The following is an 18,902-nucleotide window of genomic DNA, read 5'->3' on the forward strand; positions in this document are numbered from 1 at the left end:
ATCACGGCACCTCTCTGAGAAGAGCCAGGGGCGGAGTAGTCAGTACACCCCGCAGGGCGATAGCCCCCCCGGCGCTGGCGCTTGTAACACCCAATACGATACCGCCAAGCCACGGCCACCACGGGAACGACAGCTCGAAGTCGAACACCTTGTCCGCCAGTACCCACGCCACTGCCACGGCACCGGCCGCGGCCAGCAATCCAGCCACGACCCCCACCAGCACCAGTTCCACGCGCTGGGCCTGCCTTAACTGACGCGCACTCGCGCCAAGGGAGCGCAGCAGGGCAACCTCTTGGATACGCTCGTCGCGTGTGGAAAACAGTGCAGCGCCCAGCACCAGAATACCGGCAAAAACGGTGAACAAGAACAGCAATTGCACGGCCTGAATGACTTGAACGAGCACATGCTGAACCTGCCGCAAAATTGCCCGGACATCAAATACCGTAAGGTTGGGAAATTCGTGCACCAGCTTTTGGACCAGATCCGGTGCCGCGGCGGGAATCCGGAAGGCGGTGATGTACGTGGTGGGGGCATCTTTCAACGCCCTCGGGCTCAAAAGCGCAAAAAAATTGGCCTGAAAGGAATCCCATTTCACTTCGCGCACGCTGCTGACCCTGACATCGACCGTCTGGCCCGCCACATCGAATCCGAGCTCGTCGCCCAGCTTTATACCCAGGGCGTCGGCCAGGCCGCTTTCTATGGAAACCTCATTTTTATTCGAATCGAGCCAACGCCCCGATTGGATGCGATTGTCGGACGGCAACTGATCCTGGTACGACAAATTGAATTCGCGATCCACCAGGCGCTTGGCCCTATCCTCGGCATAATCGCTGCCGGTGACGGGCCGCCGGTTAATCGACACCAACCGGCCGCGCACCATGGGCGACAGCACTATTGAAGCCACGCCTCCCTGCTGCAGCCGAGTCGCCACCGCCGCACGCTGGTCAGGCTGGATATTGATCAGAAAAGTATCAGGCGCATCCGCAGGCACCGTGTTCTGCCAGCCCTGCAGCAAATCGGTGCGCGTAAGCGCCAGCAGCAGCAAGACCATCAGCCCCATGGACAGTGCACAGACCTGGGTCACAACAAGGCCTTTGCGGCGAGCCATGCCTGCCAAGGCAAAACGCAGGGCTGGACGGCCATTCAGGCGATGGCGCAGCAAGCCCAGCGCCCAGATTCCGGCATAGGCGCATAGAGCAAAGGCACCAAACGCCAGCACAAAACCTGCTGTCACAATGGCGCTCATGCGCAAATCACCTGAAAACCACAGCGCCAGGATACAAAAAGCCGCCAGGCCAAGCCCATAGGACACGCCATTGCGAGGCTGCCACATCGCCGTTTCGCGCCGCAGGACACGGGCCGGAGCAACCCGGCGCAAAGCGGCAAGCGGCGGCAGCGCAAAACCCAGCAACAATACCAGGCCGGTTGCCATTCCTTGCAGCGCGGGCGTCCAGGACGACGCAGGCAAGCTGGTATCCAGCCAGGATGCGACGACAGATACCAGGCCCAGGTGAGCCGCAAAACCGATGGCAATTCCAACGAAGGAAGCCAGCAGGGCCAGCAGGGCAAACTCGACCCATAGCATCCGGCTTAATTGGGACTGCGAAGCACCCATGCAGCGCATGACGGCAATACCATCGCGATGTCGCAAACTGAACCGGCGTGCCGCCAGCGCAATCGCAATTGCAGCGACCATTACAGTGAGCAAAGCCACCAATACCAGGAACTGGTGCGCACGATCCAGTGCCTTCTGGATCTCGGGCCTGGCCGAGCCCACGGTATTGAGTTTCTGCCCGCGCTCAAGGTGTCCATCGAGCCACGCCCCATAGCCCTTGACGGCAGCGCTCTCGCCGGCCACCAGAAAACCGTATTTGACACGGCTACCCGGTGCAATCAGGCCGGTTTTCGGCACATCTTCGATACGCATCAAGACGCGTGGCGCCACATTGATGAACCGCATGCCGCGGTCCGGCTCATAGCTGACGATACCGCTTATTTTCAATACCGAGTCACCCACTTCCAGTGAATCGCCAAGCCCAAGGCCCAGCGCGCCCAGAATTTGGGGATCGACCCAAACCGAACCCAAGTCCGGCACGTCGTGCACAACGACCTCCTTGCCTGCCACAGCCCCTTGAAGCCGCAGTGCGCCACGCAAGGGATAACCCGGGGCCACGGCCTTGAGAGAAGCCAGTTGCGAACCCTGCCGGCCGCTGACCATGGACGGGAATTGCAAGGTTCGCACATACGCCAACCCCGCCTTGCCGGCTTGCTCCATAAAAGATTGAGGAATGGGCGCATCGGCCTCCAGGGCAATGTCGCCCCCCAGCATCTGGCCGGAATCGCGCCCCAGGGCCGCGCCGACCCGGTCGGCCAGGAATCCGACGCTGCTTACCGCCGCGATCGCAACGACCAGAGCCAGCAGGAGCAGCCGCAACTCGCCCGAGCTCCAGTCGCGCCGCAGCGCCAGCACTCCTGGGCGAATGCCTGCAAGCCACTTTCCATGCATAGGTTCAGGCCTTGATCAGCAGTAAAAAAATTATCACAAGCAGCATCAGGGAAAATATCCTCTTCAGACGCGGTTCGGGTAGCGCGTAGGCAAACCTGACCCCGTAAGGCACAAAGAAAATACTGCCTATCGCCAGCGGAATTCCTATGGGCCAGTCGGCCTGCCCGTGAGCCGTATACGTAAACAGTGCGACGGTTGTGCCGGGAATGATCATGGTCAAGGCCAGCGCCTGGGCCGACGTCTGCGGCAGGCGGAAATACGTTGTTAGAAATGGTACTGCCAAAACCGAGCCGCCCACACCGAACACCCCGCCGGCCAATCCCGCAAAAACACCTACCAGCGCGAACCATCCCTTATGAAAATCGCCGGCATTGCGGCGCGGCGCGGCAGGCCGGGAGGGCGCGGTCTTGCGCCGGCTCTGCTGGAAATAAAAAATCGCAATGCCAAGGATGAACATCGCATAGGTACGCCGCAGCAGCGTGGGGTCGATACCGAGCGCAATTTTTGCGCCTATCCAGGTGAACAGGATGGAGCCCGCGGCACCTGCCGCCGCCGCACGCAAATCGATCTTGGCGCGCTGATTGTATTTGCGCACCGTCAGGAGCACCGCCGGCAGGACCATGACCAGGGCGGTGCCTTGCGCTGCCTGCTGCGGCATATTCAGCACCAGGCCCAGCAAGGGGATAGCCAGCAAGCCACCGCCTATGCCCAATACACCTCCGGTAAAACCGATCAGGGCGCCCGAAAGCAGACAACCCAAGCCAACTATGTACCACTCCACCCGAGACTCCCAGATCGACGTAAGCGCTTAAAACGTTTCCAGCTTGAAGACCGCCCGGCAACGCGATAGGCCACAATACAGCTATCGCAAGCGATCTATGGCGGCGTCCACCCGATCCACCGCCCAGATTTCCAGGCCTTCGATAGGCTGTTTGGGCGCATTGGCCTTGGGCACGAGCGCCACGCCAAAACCCAGTTTCGCCGCCTCACGCAAGCGCTCCTGGCCTCGAGGAGCGGGCCGGATCTCGCCGGCCAGGCCGATTTCCCCGAAAACGATCAGGCCTTTGGGCAATGGCCGGTTGCGCAGAGACGACATGATGGCCAGCACAACCGCCAGATCGGCGGCGGGCTCGGTAATTTTGACTCCGCCCACCGCATTGACAAACACATCCTGGTCGAAGGTGGCCACCCCGGCATGCCGGTGCAGCACGGCCAGCAACATGGCCAGACGCGTGGCCTCGAGGCCCACCGACAGCCGGCGCGGATTGGGCACATGCGCGCTGTCGACCAGCGCCTGGATTTCAACCAGCAATGGCCGCGTGCCCTCTTGCGTAGCCATCACGCAAGACCCCGCCACATCCTGATCGTGCTGCGACAGGAACAAGGCGGACGGATTGCTGACTCCGCGCAGGCCCTTGTCAGTCATAGCGAATACGCCCAGTTCATTGACCGCGCCAAAGCGGTTCTTGAATGCTCGAACCAGGCGAAACGACGAGTGGGTGTCCCCTTCGAAATACAGCACAGTATCGACAATGTGTTCCAGTACACGAGGCCCGGCCAAAGAGCCATCTTTGGTGACGTGGCCGATCATGACGATGGAAATACCGGTCTGCTTGGCCAGGCGCGTCAGTTGCGCGGCGCATTCCCGTACTTGCGACACCGAGCCGGGAGCCGCGGTGAGCTCGCTGGAATACAGAGTCTGGATAGAATCGATGACCGCCACGCTGGGCCGCTGTTCGGTCAATGCGGCCACTATTGCTTCAAGGCGGATTTCAGCCAGCAGATTGACATCGCCGCAGGCCAGGTCGAGACGCCTGGCGCGCAAGGCTACTTGCTCGGCGGACTCTTCCCCCGTCACATACAGAACATTGGCCACCTTGGAGAGGGACACCAGGGCCTGCAGCAAAAGCGTCGATTTGCCTATGCCCGGATCGCCGCCGATCAACACCACGGCACCGGCCACCAGACCGCCGCCCAATACCCGGTCGAACTCAGGAAGGCCCGAAGGCTGGCGCGGCAGTTCGCGGGCTTCGATCTCGGCCAGGCTGCGTATGGGGCTGGCACCCGCCAAGGGGGCAAAGCGGTGTACGGGCAAGCCTGAATCGAGCGACTCCTGGAGCGAATTCCAGGCGCCGCAATGGGGGCATTTGCCCGCCCATTTCAGGCTGGTTCCTGCGCATTCATTACAGACGTATGAGGTTTTTGATTTGGCCATACCCGGAGTTTAACCGCGTATGCCTCAGCGGCCGCCCAGGCTACCGCCGCCATCTACACCCAATACCTGCCCGGTAATGAAACCCGCTTCATCCGATAGCAGGAAAGTAACGGCTGCGGCGACTTCGGCCGGCTGCCCCAGGCGCCCCATGGGAATCGATGCGAGGGCTTTTTTCTCGCCCTCGCTGCCCACGGGCCGATCGGCGCGAAACAGCTCGGTTTCGATCGGGCCGGGCGAGATGGCATTGACGGTAATCCCGTACTCGGCCAATTCCAGCGCCCAGGTTTTGGTACAGCCGATAAGCGCGCTCTTGGCGGCCGAATAGCTGGTTCGCGACGCCGAGCCGTGAATCGCCCGGCTACAGATATTCACGATACGGCCTTCCTTGCGCGCCTTCATGGAGGGCACGAAGGCCTGCGCCACCTGCACGGCGACCCGCACATTCAGGTCGAAGACCTGGTACAGGGATGCCAGATCGATCTCGCCCAACGGCTCGGGCCGGACCACACCCACGTTATTCACCACGGCGTCGACAGGGTACTTTTCACGTATGACGCGCAGTATGTCTTCGGTTTCGCCCGCATTCTGCAAATCGCAAGAATAAAGATAGCCGGGGAAGTCGATCTCTTGCGTATGCCGCGCCAGACCGACTACATGGCAGCCCAGGTCGGCCAGCCGCCGGGTAATGGCCCAGCCTATTCCTTTGGTTGCTCCGGTAACCAGCACACATTTATCTTTCACAGATCGTTTCCTTGAGACAAAAATCAAGCCCCTGCCGCCATGCCGGCTTCAAAAGACCGTCACGGGTACCCTGGGGGCCAGGGCGCACAATAACTCATAACCAATGGTTCCGGCAGATTGCGCAACGTCGTCGACCGAAGGCCCGCCCTCGCCCCACAATACTACTTCCGTGCCTACCTGGGCTTGCGGCACGTGCGTCAGGTCGACAGCCAGCATATCCATGGAAACCCGTCCGATCAAGCGGGTTGTCACCCCGCCGACACAGATCGGGGTTCCCGTGGGCGCATGACGCGGATAGCCATCGGCGTACCCACAAGCCACCACACCGACGGACATGGCGTGCGGCGCCGTAAAAACATGCCCATAGCCCACGCCGGAACCCGCCGATACGGCGCGCACACTGATCAGCGCGGCGCTGAGCGTCATGGCCGGCCGCAAACCGAAGTCGTGTGCCGCCTTGTTGTCGAAGGGAGAGGCTCCGTACAGGCAAATACCGGGGCGCACCCATTGTTCTACGGGCTCGAAACTGGATGACCACAAGCCGGGTGTCAGCGTGGCGGCTGAATTGCACAGGCTGATCTTACCCGGCAAGCCCTTGGTGGTTTCATTGAAATACTGTATTTGTTCGCGGGTTGCCAATGCGTCGTCGTCGGCCCGGGCAAAATGCGTCATTTTGCCCAAAGCCCCCAGCACACCCTTCTGTTGCAGGCCAGTCGCCTGCTGGTAGGCGTCGCGATATTGAGCGCCCGAAAACCCCAGCCGGTTCATGCCCGTATTCAATTTGATCATGGCATCGATGGGCCGGCGGGGAGTTGCCGAGCGCAGCATATCGAGCTGCTCCTGGTTGTGCACGGTAATGGAGATTTGGTGTCGATCGAGAACGGGAATATCGGCTGCCTCGAAAAAGCCTTCCAGCAGTAGAATGGGTTTGGCCCAGCCCGCTTCGCGGCAGCGCACGGCTTCGTTCAGATCCAGCATGGCCAGGCCGTCGGCCTGCGCGAAAGCCCCAACAGCGTTAAGAAGCCCGTGTCCGTAGGCGTTCGCCTTGATAACGGCCCATACCAAAGGGCGAGGGCAAGCCGGCGCAGCATCGGCCGGACATAATTGATTGGCCACAACGTGCAGATTGTGACTTAATGCAGACAATGAAATGCGTGCCGCTATAGGACGTGGCATATCTCCCCCTTGATAACCGGCAGTCTAATCCAGTTCCGCACACTCCGTTAAGGGGGTGCGTGACAAATCCTGACATTTCACGCCAAAGTCCAGCGGCGGCAAGCTGCTTCCTGCAAGCTCTCTTAAAATGAGGTCTTGCGCATTTTTACAGAATCGTACATGGCTGTTGATCACTACGAAAATTTCCCTGTTGCATCGCTGCTTTTGCCGGCCCGCCTGCGCGAACCGGTCAGGCATATCTACCGCTTTGCCCGCAGCGCCGACGACATCGCCGACGAGGGAAAAGCCAGTGCGGCCACCCGACTGGAGCAGTTGGCCGCATATCGTTGCGCATTGCAGGAAATCGGCAGCGGGACATTCAATTTACCCGAAACCGACGCCCTGGGTGCCATATTCGCCCCTCTTGCGCGCACCATCCACACGCACCAGCTTCCGCTACAGGCGTTTTTTGACTTGATATCCGCCTTCGAGCAGGACGTCAACACCCATCGCTATGCCAATGACGCCGCCCTGCTCGATTACTGCTCGCGCTCGGCCAATCCGGTCGGACGCCTCATGCTGTATCTGTACCAGGCCGTCACACCCCAAAACATGGTCGACTCCGACTCCATTTGCACCGGGCTGCAGTTGACCAATTTCTGGCAGGACGTGGCCATAGACTGGGAAAAATCCCGAGTCTACCTGCCACAGGACAAACTACATCGTTACGGCGTCAGCGAAAAGGCCCTGGCCCGGCGGCAAACCGGCAAGAACTGGCAGGCCTTGATGCAGGGCCAGGTGCAGCAGGCGCGCGGCCTGCTCTGCGCGGGCCTGCCGTTGGCGCACCGCCTGCCCGGCCGCATCGGTTTCGAATTGAGGCTGGTCGTACAGGGCGGCCTGCGTATTCTCGAACGCCTGGACCAACTACACTACGACGTATTCAACCACCGCCCCACGCTGCAAAAACGCGATTGGGCCCTGTTACTATGGCGCGCTTTACGTTAATGAGCACCCAAGCCGCCGCTTCGACGACCCGGACACGCTGAGATACATGAGCCCCGACGAATACTGCCAAGACAAGGCCGCCCAAAGCGGCTCAAGCTTCTATTATTCCTTTTTATTTTTGCCGCCTGAACGCCGCAAGGCCATTACCGCGCTTTATGCCTTTTGCCGCGAAGTCGACGATGTGGTCGACGAATGTACCGACCCGTCCGTAGCCCGGATCAAGCTCGCCTGGTGGCGCACGCAAATCGAAAAAATGTTCGAGGGCAAATCCGAACATCCGGTCACCCAGGCCCTGGCCCCGCATATCGAGTCCTGCCGCCTGGACGCCCGGCGCCTGCAGGCCATTATCGACGGCATGGAAATGGACCTCGACCAAACCCGTTATCTGGACTGGGCCGGTTTGCGCAAATATTGCTGGCACGCCGCCGGAGTGGTGGGCGAGCTTTCCGCCGGGATCTTCGGCTATACGCAAGATGCCACCTTGCTCTACGCCGAAAAACTGGGCCTGGCCTTCCAACTGACCAATATCATTCGCGACGTGGGCGATGATGCACGCCGCGGGCGGATTTACCTGCCCGTCGACGATATGCAGAAATACGATGTCAAGGCCTCGGAGATCCTGAACAGCCAATACTCGGAACGTTTTGTGGAGTTGATGCGTTTCCAGACCGAACGCGCCCGCCAATACTACCGCGAAGCCATGCGTGCCCTGCCTGAAATCGATCGGCGCGCCCAGCGGCCAGGCCTGATGATGGCGGCCATCTACCATGCCCTGCTCGATGAAATCGAACGCGACAACTGGCAGGTGCTGGACCAGCGCATATCGCTCACCCCCATACGCAAATTCTGGCTGGCCTGGAAGATCTGGGTAGGTGGCGGGCGTAGCCTGGTCAAACGCCTGAGTCAATGAAAATAGCCGTTATCGGGGCGGGCTGGGCAGGACTCAGTGCGGCCCTCGGGCTCCAGCGTCAAGGCCATCACGCGGTCGTGTTCGAAGCCGCCCGCATCCCCGGCGGTCGCGCGCGCAGCCTCCATTCGCCGCGCCTGAATGCCACCATCGATAACGGCCAGCACATATTGTTGGGCGCCTACACCGAAACCCTTGCCCTGATGCGCGAGCTGGACCTTCCAATCGAATCGCGCCTGCTGCGCCTGGGGCTGAACCTGCAGGCCGCCGATGGCAGTTTCCGCTTGCGGGCGCCGGTACTGCCTGCGCCATGGCACTTGCTGGCTGGCATGGTGGGCATGCGGGGTCTGAGCCTGCCCGGCCGATTCAGGCTTGTCGCCCTTATCCATCGATTAAAAAAACAGCGATGGCAACTCCCGGACAGCCTCACCGTTGAACAATGGCTGACACAGGGACATCAATCGATTCACGCCATGCGCTGTTTCTGGACCCCGCTGTGCCTGGCTGCCCTGAATACCCCAATCGACCAGGCCAGCGCCCAATTGCTGGCAAACGTCTTGCGCGACAGCCTGGGAGCCCGGCGGGCCGACTCCGACATGCTGCTGCCCCGGGTCGATTTGTCGGAGCTCTGGCCTGCGCAGGCGGCAAGGCAACTCGACATCCGCTATGGCCACGCAATCAGGCACCTGAACACTTGCTCCACCCACATAGCAGTCGACAATGACCCGTTCGACGCCGTAGTGGTGGCAACCAGCGCGCACTCGGCCGCTCGCCTGCTGCGGCAGGGCACCCCTACGCCGGCTGGCAACGAGTATCTGGCCAGGCTGGCGGCATTTCGCTATACCTCCATTGCCACGATAAGCCTGAAGCTCGAACATGCCTGGAACCTGCCCTGTCCGATGCTGATGTTGTACGACTATCCGGACAAGCGGCAATTCGGCCAATGGCTGTTCGATCGCAGCCGGATCGCCGCCCGGGGCTCCGCGTTGCAGGATGCATCACTGAGCATAGTCATCAGCAACGCGGGAGCATTGGGCTCGCACACACGAGACGAAATCGTGACCGGGGCCCTGCAGCAGATTCGCGAACAGACGCGGCGATTCAAGCCCATGCCCAAGGTGCTGGGCCACGAACTGATTGTGGAAAAACGCGCCACCTTTGCCGCCGTGCCAAACTTGAAGCGCCCGGGCAACGCCACGCCCTGGCCAAGAGTCTGGGCAGCCGGCGACTGGACCGATACCGGCTACCCGGCCGTGCTGGAAGGCGCGGTGCGCAGCGGCAAACGCGCGGCCGAGCTCATTGCCGCCTGTCGCTAGCCCTCCCATCCCATGCCCCTGGGTCGAGCCCAGGCCAGGCGGTTCACGCCGATTCGTGGACAGTATTTGGGGAAAATAGTAGGATGAAAAAAACACCATGGAAGAGACGCAATGAGCCATATCTACGCCGACGGACTGGACAAGAATCCCGCCAATTACGCCGCGCTCACACCGCTGGGCTTTATTGAACGCGCCGCAAGCGTCTACCCTGCGCAATTGGCGGTGGTGCATGGCTCGATTCGACGCACCTGGCAGCAAACCTACGATCGCAGCCGCCGGCTGGCCTCGGCGCTGATTGCGCAGGGTATCGGCATCGGCGACACCGTCGCCGCCATGCTGCCCAATATTCCCGAGATGGTCGAGGCCCATTTCGGCGTGCCCATGACAGGCGCGGTTCTCAACACCCTCAATACGCGACTCGACCCAGGCACCATCGCCTTCATGCTCAATCATGGCGAAGCCAAGGCCATGCTGGTCGACAAAGAGTTCGGCCCCCTGGTCGCGCAGGCGCTCAAACAGGTCGATCACCCTGTCCTGATCATCGATGTCGACGATTCCCAATACACCGGGCCTGGCGAGCGCATAGGCACGCTCGATTATGAAGCCCTGCTGGCCACGGGCGATCCGCACTATGCCTGGCAGCCCCCTGCCGACGAATGGAATGCCATCTGCCTGAACTATACTTCGGGCACCACCGGCAACCCCAAAGGCGTGGTCTACCATCACCGCGGCGCCTATACCAACGCCATCAGCAATATCCTCGAATGGGACATGCCCAAGCATGCGGTGTATCTTTGGACGCTGCCCATGTTCCACTGCAACGGCTGGTGCTTTCCCTGGACTGTCGCCGCGCGCGCCGGCGTCAATGTATGCCTGCGCAAAGTCGACGCCCAGGCCATTTTCGATCTGATCCGCAGCGAACGCGTCACGCATTATTGCGGTGCTCCCATCGTCCATAGCCTGCTTGTCAACGCCCCCGATGCGCTCAAGGCCGGCATCACTCACAAAGTCCACGCCATGGTTGCGGGCGCTGCGCCACCCGCGTCCATGATCGAGGGCATGGAACAGTTGGGCTTCGAACTTACCCATGTCTATGGCCTGACCGAAGTCTATGGCCCGGCCTCGGTCTGCGCCCAACACGAGGCCTGGGACCGGCTCGACATAGGCGATCGCGCACGTCTGAACGCCAGGCAAGGCGTGCGCTACCACCTGCAGGATGCCATCACCGTACTCGATCCCGCCAGCATGCAGGCGGTTGCGGCCGACGGCGAAACCATGGGCGAAATCATGTTCCGCGGCAACATCACCATGAAAGGCTATCTGAAAAACCCCAAGGCCACGCAGGAAGCCTTCGGCGGCGGCTGGTTCCACACCGGCGATCTGGCCGTGATATACCCGGACGGCTACATCAAGATCAAAGACCGCAGCAAGGACATCATCATTTCAGGCGGAGAAAATATCTCAAGCATCGAGGTCGAAGACGTGCTGTACCGCCACCCCGCCGTTCTGGCAGCGGCGGTGGTTGCCAAGCCCGATGCCAAGTGGGGCGAAACCCCCTGCGCTTTCGTCGAGCTCAAAGCCGGCGCACAGGTATCCGCCGAAGAAATCATCGCTCACTGCAAAAAGCATCTGACCGGCTTCAAGGTCCCACGCCATATCGAGTTCGGCGAACTGCCCAAAACATCCACCGGCAAAATACAGAAATTCGAATTGAGAAAACGCGCCGGCTCGATCGCGGCAATCGATATATAAGCACTATGCAGCCTGAGCCGCCCGAGTGACGCTCTACACCCCAATGGCCGCAGGCCGGGCAATATGCAGCTGACTTTCCCGGCATGAAAATCGTCTCTCAAAGCGGCCGGATCACATCCAGGGTTTCCAGCATTTGCACGGCGTGGTCGAGGAAAGCGCGCAGCTTGGGCGCCATGTAGCGGGCACTGGGCACAACCAGCTGCACCGGCAAGGGCTCGGATTCGAATTCCGCAAGCAGGCGCACAAGCGTGCCGGCCTGGAGTTCGTCGGCAACCTGATAGGACAGCGGCCGCCCCAGGCCCTGCCCCGCTTTTACGGCAAGCAGCATGGCATCGATTTCGTTGACAATCAGGCGCGGGGCGGGACGCAGCACGCGATCGCGGCCAGCCTGGCGAAAGCGCCATTCAAGCGATGCAATCCGGCCATCGGTGAAGATGGTGTCGTGCATCTCCAGATCGGACAAGGTGCGCGGCGTGCCGCGCGCCTGTAGATAATCCGGGCTGGCCACCAGAAGCCGGCTGACCTCCCCAACCCGCCGCGCCACCAGGCTGGTATCGGCCAGGGGCCCGATCCGCACGGCCACATCCAGGCCTTCCTCGATCAGATCCAGGTTATGGTCATTGAATACAAGCTCGACCCGCATCATGGGATAGAGCTTAAGGTAGCTGATGACCACAGGGCTTACATGCCGGCGGCCAAACACATGCGGCGCGGTCACCCGCAGCGTGCCGCGCAGCGGCGCCGCCGGATCTTCCTGCACGGCCTGCGCGTAATCGGCCAATACACGGCGGGCGTGTTCCGCCAGGCGCAAGCCGGCTTCGGTGGGCGCCAGATTGCGCGTGCTGCGTTCGACCAGGCGGGCGCCAAGCCTTTTTTCCAACGCGGCCAGCGATCGCGTGATGGAAGGCGCGGAGCGCCGCAGCCTGCGCGCAGCCCCCGTCAGGCTGCCTGCTTCCAGAATGGCCAACAGGACTTCAAGCTCATCGAGACGGTCCATTTATTATTTCATAAAATGAAAGAGTAATTTTCATTTTATAGGTATTTACACTATTTTATGAAATAGATAAGATTTCAGCACGATCCATTGAAGGCTGATACACATGACTAACCCCCCTGCCATCACGTTGTATGGAACCCCTTTATCCGGCCACTCGCACCGGGTCGAGCTTCTGTTGCGCATGCTGGAATTGCCCTTTCGCTTCATCGACGCGCCCGCGGCAACGCGCCAATCGCCCGAGTTCCGCCAGCTCAATCCGCTCGGGCAAGTTCCGGTATTGCTGGACGGCGACCTGGTGCTGTGCGACAGCAATGCCATCATGGTCTATCTGGTCAAGCGCTATGCCCCCGGCAGCCCTTGGTTGCCCGACGATGCCATTGCTGCCGCCCAGGTGCAGCGATGGCTGTCCATTGCCGCCGGAGAACTCATGTATGGGCCCGCGACCGCGCGCATGGCCCTGCTATGGGGTGTGCCGGACGATCCCGCGCGTGCCGCGCAGATCGCCGCCCGGCTGCTGGGCTTCATGGAGCAGCATCTGGCCGGTAGGCCCTATCTGGCAAGCGACCACCCGAGCCTTGCCGACCTGGCTTGCTACTCATATACTGCGCACGCGCCGGAAGGCGGGATTGCTCTGGAACCTTACCCTGAAGTGCGTGCCTGGCTGTCCAGAGTCGAGTCGCTGCCGGGGTTCAAGCCCATGCCGCGCTCGTCCGCGCCGAGATCATCATGATCACGGCAATCGAAGGCGGCCCTTTCCATGCGGGCGAACTGCAGGCCCAGGCGCGCGCGGGAATTGCCCCTGGGGGTGCCGCAATACGCAACTTCATGCCCGAGCAGCACCGTACCTTTTTTGCATCCCTGCCTTTTCTGTGCATCGCGGCCACAGACCGCCGCGGCCAGCCTGCCGCAGCCATGCTGACCGGACCGGCGGGATTCGTTTCATCCCCGGACCCTCGCAGCCTGCACATTGCCCTGGCGGCCGATTGGAACGACCCTATTGCGCCGCTGATCGAAGAGGGCCAGCCCATAGGCATGCTCGGCATCGATTTCAGTACGCGCCGCCGCAACCGGGCCAATGGTCTGATCGCCCATGTCCAAACCCGGGAATGGCAGATCGGGATCCAGCAATCCTTCGGGAATTGCCCCAGATACATCCAGACGCGCGATATCCACGACGCCGCGGTTTCCGGGGAGCCAATCGAATTTCTCACGCATCTCCATCAGGATGCGTGCCGCCTGATCAGCCATGCAGACGCATTTTTTGTGGCCAGTACCGCCGGCCCACGCATCGACGATGCCCGCGGCGGCACCGACATATCGCACCGGGGAGGACAGCCGGGTTTTGTGCGCATCGACGGCGACACGCTGACGATTCCCGATTTCAACGGCAATCGCTACTTCAATACCCTGGGCAATCTGCTGATCGAGCCACGGGCGGCGCTGCTGTTCGTCGATTTTTTGAATGGCGATGTGCTGCATCTGCAGGGTTCGACGGAAATTCTTTGGGATACTGAAGAGGCGCATTGCCTGACGGGAGCCGAACGCCTCTGGCGCTTCCACGTAACGGGAGGATGGCGCAAGCCTGGCGCCCTTCCGTTCGTGTGGACCTTCCGCGATTACGCGGCAAGCACCAGTGCGACTGGAACGTGGGAAAGAAAACGCGCAACCATTTAAAGTTGCAATCCGGCGCAACGCAGCAGCAAATCCCGCAAGTCGGCATGATCGGGAGCAAGGGCAAGACCGACTCCCACCCCAAGTTCATCCCCCTCTTTCAACGATCGATAGCAAACGCCGGATCGCTTCAACGACGTAAATGATTTGGGAAGCAGCGCAATTCCTTGCCCATTGGCCACGCCTGCAAGCAGCACATGATGATCGGCGGGCTCTTTGATTACCGTTGGCGCGAATCCATGCCGTTCGAATACCGCGCTGCAATGGTCGAAAAAAGCGGGCTGGCGAGAACGTTCGAACCAGAAAAGAGGCTCGTCGCCCAGGTCGTTCAGGCGCAAGCTGCGCCGACGCGCAAGAGGATGGGCTGAATTCATCGCCACCACCATCGGCTGCCGATCGATCGGGGTGACGTGCAAACCCTTGGTTTCGGTTGGCAGCGCGATAAAAGCCGCCTCGATGCGCTGGGCCCGAAGCAGGCGGACAAGGTGCGGCGAAGCCCCCGTAACCGTTGCCGTCGCCAGCCCGGGCCTTTCCGCATGAATGCGTGAAACCAGGCCGGCGAACCACTCTGGCTCGACGGCATTCGTGACGCCCAGCCTCAATCGCCCCGGCTCGCAACCGGAGGCCAGCGTCTTTTCCGCCTCGTCCAGTAAAGCCATGATGCGCCGGGCGCGAGGCAACAGCCGGTGCCCCGCCGCGGTCAGGGACACGCCGCGCGTATCACGCTCGAACAGGCGCACACCCAACCGGTCTTCGAATTCCTTGATGCGCCTGCTCAACGGAGGCTGGGACATGTGCAGTGTCTCGGCGGCCTGGCGAAAGCTCAAAGACTCTGCCACGGCCAGGAACAGTGTCAATGCGCGTGAATCGATAAGTTTACTCATACCAAAAAGGTATCATGAAATTGGACATGGCGCCACCAGCGGACTCCGCCTACAGTTCGATCCATGGGCGTCATATCCGGCGCTTATTGCAAGAGGCGGCACTCGCCTCGAACCCCGATTACCTGGAGATGAACAATGGAATCTGAACGCTATACCCGCGGCAAGACTCAACTACTGGCCATTGACGGCGAGGCTGGAATACAAGTGCTCGACAAGCTTGGCCAATCTTTTCCCGATTTCGCGAAGTATTTGATCGAATACCCTTTTGGCGATATTTACTCAAGGCCTGGCCTGGGATTGCGCGAACGCGAAATTGCCGTCGTGGCGGCCCTCTGCGCACTGGGAAATGCCGCCGCGCAACTCAAGGTACATGTGCATGCCGCCTTGCACGTAGGCTGCACGCCGTCCGAAATCGTCGAGATTGTCATGCAGATGTCGGTGTACGCGGGATTCCCCGCCGCCCTGAACGGACTGGCTATCGTTCGCGAGGTCTTTTCCGAAGCGGGCATAAGCCTGCCGCTCAAGCACGATACAGGCGCCGGCTGAAAACAGGGATAAAATTCGACATCGCAGGCCGAAGGACACGATGATGGCAAAAAAGGACAAGCTGGATCCTGAAACGCAGGAACTGATTCAATGGTGCACCGAAGTGGAAGGCTTTCTGGTAGCCGCCGGTGCCAGCGTGCGCGAAGCGCAGGATCATATCGAAGAGCAGGTCGAATGGTTCATCGACCAGTTTTATGAAGGCCTGACGCCCGAAGAGGCAGCCAAGGCGGCTCTGAACTGACAAGGCTGCCTTGGCCCCCTATTGCTGTTCGCGCGGCGCCCCATCATTGTCGGTCAATCCCAGGCGCTCATGCCACTGGGCGATCGACTCTTCAGGGTATCCGTCGAATTGCTTGTCACCCGCCCGCACGGCAACTTCCACCCATGGCGCCTTGAACTCCAGAAGCAGGTGCGTGTGCTCCGGAGCCACAGGCAAAGGCGTATCGATCGCCGAAGCAAAGGGGTGGATCAGCTCGGGCCATTCCGGGCTGTAAAGCCATAACGCACTGCCGCAGCGCCTGCAGAAATGCCTCTGCGCCGTACTGGTGTGGGCACGCGCATCGCCCTCGCGCTTGATCTTCGCATGGTAAATGGAAACATCGTCGCGGCCGGTAACCTTCATCGTTCGCGCATCGCCGCCAAGATTGATGGCATAGCCTCCGCCCCCTTGGGTCTTGCGGCAAATGGAGCAGTAACAACGCTGGTAAGGATAAGGATGGGCGCTGAACAGGCTGAAATGCACGGCGCCGCAATGGCAGGAACCTTCGAGTCGCATGATAAGCCCTCCAATAAAATGAATGCGCAGCAACCCGCCGGCTATCCATGACCGATGGGCTTATGAAGCTAACGCTCTTCTTCAGGAAAATCCGCGCCCAGTGTCGTTTTTTCCCAGGCGTCAAAGTCCTCTTGCAAGGTTCCGAGCTTGCCACGCGCGGCGATCAGGGCCCGCTTCCCCAGTAATAAACGCAGCGGCGGCTCTTGAGCCATGGCCGCATCGATGATGGCCTGGGCGGCACGCACCGGATCGCCGACCTGGCGGCCACTGCGGGCGGCGGTCTCTTTGCGGCGCGTACCCGCCGTGGCGTCGTAGTCGGCAATGCGTATCGGCGACTCCTTGAGCGAGGGGCCCGCCCAATTGGTGCGGAATGGTCCCGGCTCCACAATCAACACGCCGATGCCCAGCGGCTTGACTTCGACCGCCAGGGATTCGGAAAATCCTTCCACCGCGAACTTGCTTGCATGATAATAGCCGCTGGCGGCGAAACCCACGAAACCGCCTATGGAGGAAATATTGACGATCAGCCCGCTTTTGCGCTCGCGCATGCCCGGCAACACGGCTTTGGTCATGTCGATCAGCCCGAACACATTGGTGTCGAACATGGCCCGCACGGCGGCGTCTTCGCCCTCTTCGATGGCAGCCAGATAACCATAGCCCGCATTGTTGACCAGCACATCGATACGCGAAAAATGCGCATGCGCCTTGGCAACGGCATCGGCAACCTGCTGGTGATTGGTCACATCAAGCGCCAGGGCCAGTGCGTTTGCGCCATGGTTCTTGACCAGGTCGTCGAGCGTGGAAGGGTTGCGGGCGGTAAGCACGGCCCGCCAGCCGCGGGCCAGGACGAGTTTCGCAAGTTCTCTGCCAAAGCCGGTCGAGCAACCGGTGATGAACCAGACGGGTTGATTATCCAGTGCCATGAAAAACTCCTGATGAAATCCACTTTGTATATTCACCGAAGTATCGCACCGTTCAGCCATCCGTGGAAACCCGCCGAAGCGGGTTTACCGGCCGCCACATTCAGGAATATTTATTGAACGGTAATTTTGTTATCTTTGATAATCTTGTTGTACAAAGCGTAATCGCTGGCTATTTTTTCCGAAAATTCCGCGGGCGTGGATCCCACAGGCAGCGCACCCTGATTGATCAGCTTTTGTTTGACCTCCGGATTCTCAAGCACTGTTTGCACATCTTTCGAGATTTTATCGATAACCACCCTGGGCGTGCCTTTGGGTGCCAGCAAACCCACCCAGGACACCGAGTTATAGCCATCCAGCCCGCTTTCGGCGATGGTCGGCACATCGGGAAAAGCCGGGTACCGCTTGCTGCTGGTGACTCCCAGCGCAAGCAGCCTTTGCTGTTTGACGAATGGGCCGCTGCCCAGAATAGTGCCGAAGGTCACGTTTACCTGTCCGCCCAGCAAATTGGTAATGGCGGGGCCTTCGCCGGCAAACGGCACATGCGTCATTTTGATCTGGGCATCTTTCTGAAACACCTCGGCCGCCAATTGCATCGAGCTGCCCGCTCCCGAAGAGCTGAAAAACAGCTTGCCCGGCTCTTTTTTAGCTGTATCGATCAAATCCTTGACCGATTTGATATTTTCCTTGGGGTTTACAACCAGGATCAAGGGCAGCTCGGCAACCTCGGTAATCGGCTCGAATGCAGTTTTGCTGTCGTAGGGCATTTTATACAGCGACGGATTGATCGATTGCGTTCCAATATTGCCCATCATCAGGGTATATCCGTCGGGCTTGGCGCGTGCCACGAATCCGGCGCCGATCATTCCGGAAGCGCCGGGCTTATTTTCGATCACGACAGACTGCTTCCAGATTTCTCCGAGTTTCTGGGCCAGGAATCTTGATGTGGTGTCCGTGCCCCCGCCGGGAGAGAAAGGCACGATGAGAGTAACCTGCCGGGATGGATAGGCAGGCGTGTCGTCCGCATAGGCACCCGACATGACTAGCCCCAGCGAGGCAAGCACAAATAATTTTCTAGCGATATTCATCTCAGAGTCTCACGGCCGATTGGTATTTATGGAAAATTGGAAAACTCAATAATTAAAATACTAATATATTAGTATTAAGGCAATCATAATAGCCGATCTTAATGGGCCGATATCAGCAAAAACCCTAAATGATCACTGGCACATTCATTTGAAATCAAACGGGCGGACAAGACGACAAGCAGGTTTGGATCGGAAGCATGGGTCTGTGGCGGTTTTTTTCTATAAAGACGCCGCAGGGTGGGCGGTGCTGTGTAGTCCGGCACGTCCAGCGGTCGGCTAGCTGCGCTATCCGACTGCCCGGGTCTGCCTCGTCCAGGCGGGCGTCGGGCCAACTCGCAGTGCCTCGCACGCGATGCACTGCTCAGACAGGGCCCGCCGAAAGCCCCCGCCTTCCCTTCGTCAGTACATGGACGCCCCTAATTTG

General features: G+C 60.2%; 18 protein-coding genes. 8 read left to right on the forward strand and 10 right to left on the reverse strand.

Going from position 1 to position 18,902, the window contains the following annotated elements:
* Nucleotide 1 precedes the first annotated feature (1 nt).
* From ACYVIS_RS20270 to alr, 5 genes are all read right to left on the reverse strand, one after another.
* Nucleotides 2–2,506, reverse strand: coding sequence for an ABC transporter permease (locus ACYVIS_RS20270; protein ID WP_460874895.1), 2,505 nt, complete (start codon nt 2,504–2,506; stop codon nt 2–4).
* A gap of 4 nt (nt 2,507–2,510) precedes the next feature.
* Entirely contained in the window at nt 2,511–3,287 is a 777-nt protein-coding gene (locus tag ACYVIS_RS20275; protein ID WP_460874896.1) for a sulfite exporter TauE/SafE family protein, read from the reverse strand.
* A gap of 81 nt (nt 3,288–3,368) precedes the next feature.
* A complete protein-coding gene (gene radA, locus ACYVIS_RS20280) occupies nt 3,369–4,721 on the reverse strand; it encodes a DNA repair protein RadA (protein ID WP_232744206.1) in 1,353 nt (450 codons plus the stop codon).
* Nucleotides 4,722–4,745: 24 nt separating this feature from the next.
* Nucleotides 4,746–5,462 (reverse strand): SDR family oxidoreductase, encoded by a 717-nt coding sequence (locus ACYVIS_RS20285; RefSeq protein ID WP_460874897.1) that lies wholly within the window; start codon nt 5,460–5,462, stop codon nt 4,746–4,748.
* Nucleotides 5,463–5,510: 48 nt separating this feature from the next.
* Nucleotides 5,511–6,638, reverse strand: a complete 1,128-nt coding sequence (gene alr, locus ACYVIS_RS20290; protein ID WP_232744208.1) for an alanine racemase — start codon at nt 6,636–6,638, stop codon at nt 5,511–5,513.
* 159 nt (nt 6,639–6,797) lie between these two features.
* On the opposite strand from alr, the gene hpnC reads away from it, so the two are divergent.
* The 4 genes from hpnC to ACYVIS_RS20310 all read left to right on the forward strand — a co-directional run bounded on the left by hpnC (nt 6,798) and on the right by ACYVIS_RS20310 (nt 11,597).
* Complete coding sequence (gene hpnC, locus ACYVIS_RS20295) at nt 6,798–7,622, forward strand: squalene synthase HpnC (protein WP_460874898.1); 825 nt, start codon at nt 6,798–6,800, stop codon at nt 7,620–7,622.
* Between the two features lie 46 nt (nt 7,623–7,668).
* On the forward strand, nt 7,669–8,532 hold the full coding sequence (gene hpnD, locus ACYVIS_RS20300) for a presqualene diphosphate synthase HpnD (RefSeq protein WP_460874899.1): 864 nt from the start codon (nt 7,669–7,671) through the stop codon (nt 8,530–8,532).
* A complete protein-coding gene (hpnE, locus tag ACYVIS_RS20305; protein WP_460874900.1) occupies nt 8,529–9,845 on the forward strand; it encodes a hydroxysqualene dehydroxylase HpnE in 1,317 nt (438 codons plus the stop codon). Before hpnD ends, hpnE begins: the two co-directional genes overlap by 4 nt.
* 111 nt (nt 9,846–9,956) lie before the next feature.
* The gene (locus ACYVIS_RS20310) at nt 9,957–11,597 is read left to right on the forward strand and encodes an acyl-CoA synthetase (RefSeq protein WP_232744212.1); all 1,641 of its coding nucleotides are present in this window, start codon (nt 9,957–9,959) and stop codon (nt 11,595–11,597) included.
* A 97-nt stretch (nt 11,598–11,694) separates the two neighbouring features.
* On the opposite strand, the gene ACYVIS_RS20315 is transcribed toward ACYVIS_RS20310, so the two are convergent.
* Nucleotides 11,695–12,594 carry a LysR family transcriptional regulator gene (locus ACYVIS_RS20315; protein WP_460874901.1) on the reverse strand — a complete coding sequence of 300 codons (900 nt, stop codon included), beginning with the start codon at nt 12,592–12,594 and terminating at the stop codon, nt 11,695–11,697.
* 97 nt (nt 12,595–12,691) lie between these two features.
* Here ACYVIS_RS20315 and ACYVIS_RS20320 point away from each other — a divergent pair, with 97 nt between their 5' ends.
* Both ACYVIS_RS20320 and ACYVIS_RS20325 read left to right on the forward strand, forming a co-directional pair.
* Nucleotides 12,692–13,324, forward strand: coding sequence for a glutathione S-transferase family protein (locus tag ACYVIS_RS20320; protein WP_460874909.1), 633 nt, complete (start codon nt 12,692–12,694; stop codon nt 13,322–13,324).
* Nucleotides 13,321–14,268: a pyridoxamine 5'-phosphate oxidase family protein gene (locus ACYVIS_RS20325; protein WP_460874902.1), complete on the forward strand. Its 948-nt coding sequence runs from the start codon at nt 13,321–13,323 to the stop codon at nt 14,266–14,268. Before ACYVIS_RS20320 ends, ACYVIS_RS20325 begins: the two co-directional genes overlap by 4 nt.
* On the opposite strand, the gene ACYVIS_RS20330 is transcribed toward ACYVIS_RS20325, so the two are convergent.
* A complete protein-coding gene (locus ACYVIS_RS20330; RefSeq protein WP_460874903.1) occupies nt 14,265–15,149 on the reverse strand; it encodes a LysR family transcriptional regulator in 885 nt (294 codons plus the stop codon). The genes ACYVIS_RS20325 and ACYVIS_RS20330 overlap by 4 nt on opposite strands.
* Nucleotides 15,150–15,284: 135 nt before the next feature.
* On the opposite strand from ACYVIS_RS20330, the gene ACYVIS_RS20335 reads away from it, so the two are divergent.
* Both ACYVIS_RS20335 and ACYVIS_RS20340 read left to right on the forward strand, forming a co-directional pair.
* Nucleotides 15,285–15,695 carry a carboxymuconolactone decarboxylase family protein gene (locus ACYVIS_RS20335; protein WP_460874904.1) on the forward strand — a complete coding sequence of 137 codons (411 nt, stop codon included), beginning with the start codon at nt 15,285–15,287 and terminating at the stop codon, nt 15,693–15,695.
* 43 nt (nt 15,696–15,738) lie between these two features.
* Nucleotides 15,739–15,936, forward strand: coding sequence for a hypothetical protein (locus ACYVIS_RS20340; protein WP_232744622.1), 198 nt, complete (start codon nt 15,739–15,741; stop codon nt 15,934–15,936).
* 18 nt (nt 15,937–15,954) lie between these two features.
* On the opposite strand, the gene ACYVIS_RS20345 is transcribed toward ACYVIS_RS20340, so the two are convergent.
* The 3 genes from ACYVIS_RS20345 to ACYVIS_RS20355 form a co-directional block, all read right to left on the reverse strand.
* Entirely contained in the window at nt 15,955–16,470 is a 516-nt protein-coding gene (locus ACYVIS_RS20345) for a GFA family protein (RefSeq protein WP_232744218.1), read from the reverse strand.
* A 68-nt stretch (nt 16,471–16,538) separates the two neighbouring features.
* Entirely contained in the window at nt 16,539–17,393 is an 855-nt protein-coding gene (locus ACYVIS_RS20350) for an oxidoreductase (protein WP_460874905.1), read from the reverse strand.
* A 110-nt stretch (nt 17,394–17,503) separates the two neighbouring features.
* Nucleotides 17,504–18,478, reverse strand: coding sequence for a Bug family tripartite tricarboxylate transporter substrate binding protein (locus ACYVIS_RS20355; protein ID WP_460874906.1), 975 nt, complete (start codon nt 18,476–18,478; stop codon nt 17,504–17,506).
* Nucleotides 18,479–18,902: the final 424 nt, after the last annotated feature.

The organism is Paralcaligenes ginsengisoli (genome assembly GCF_054781135.1).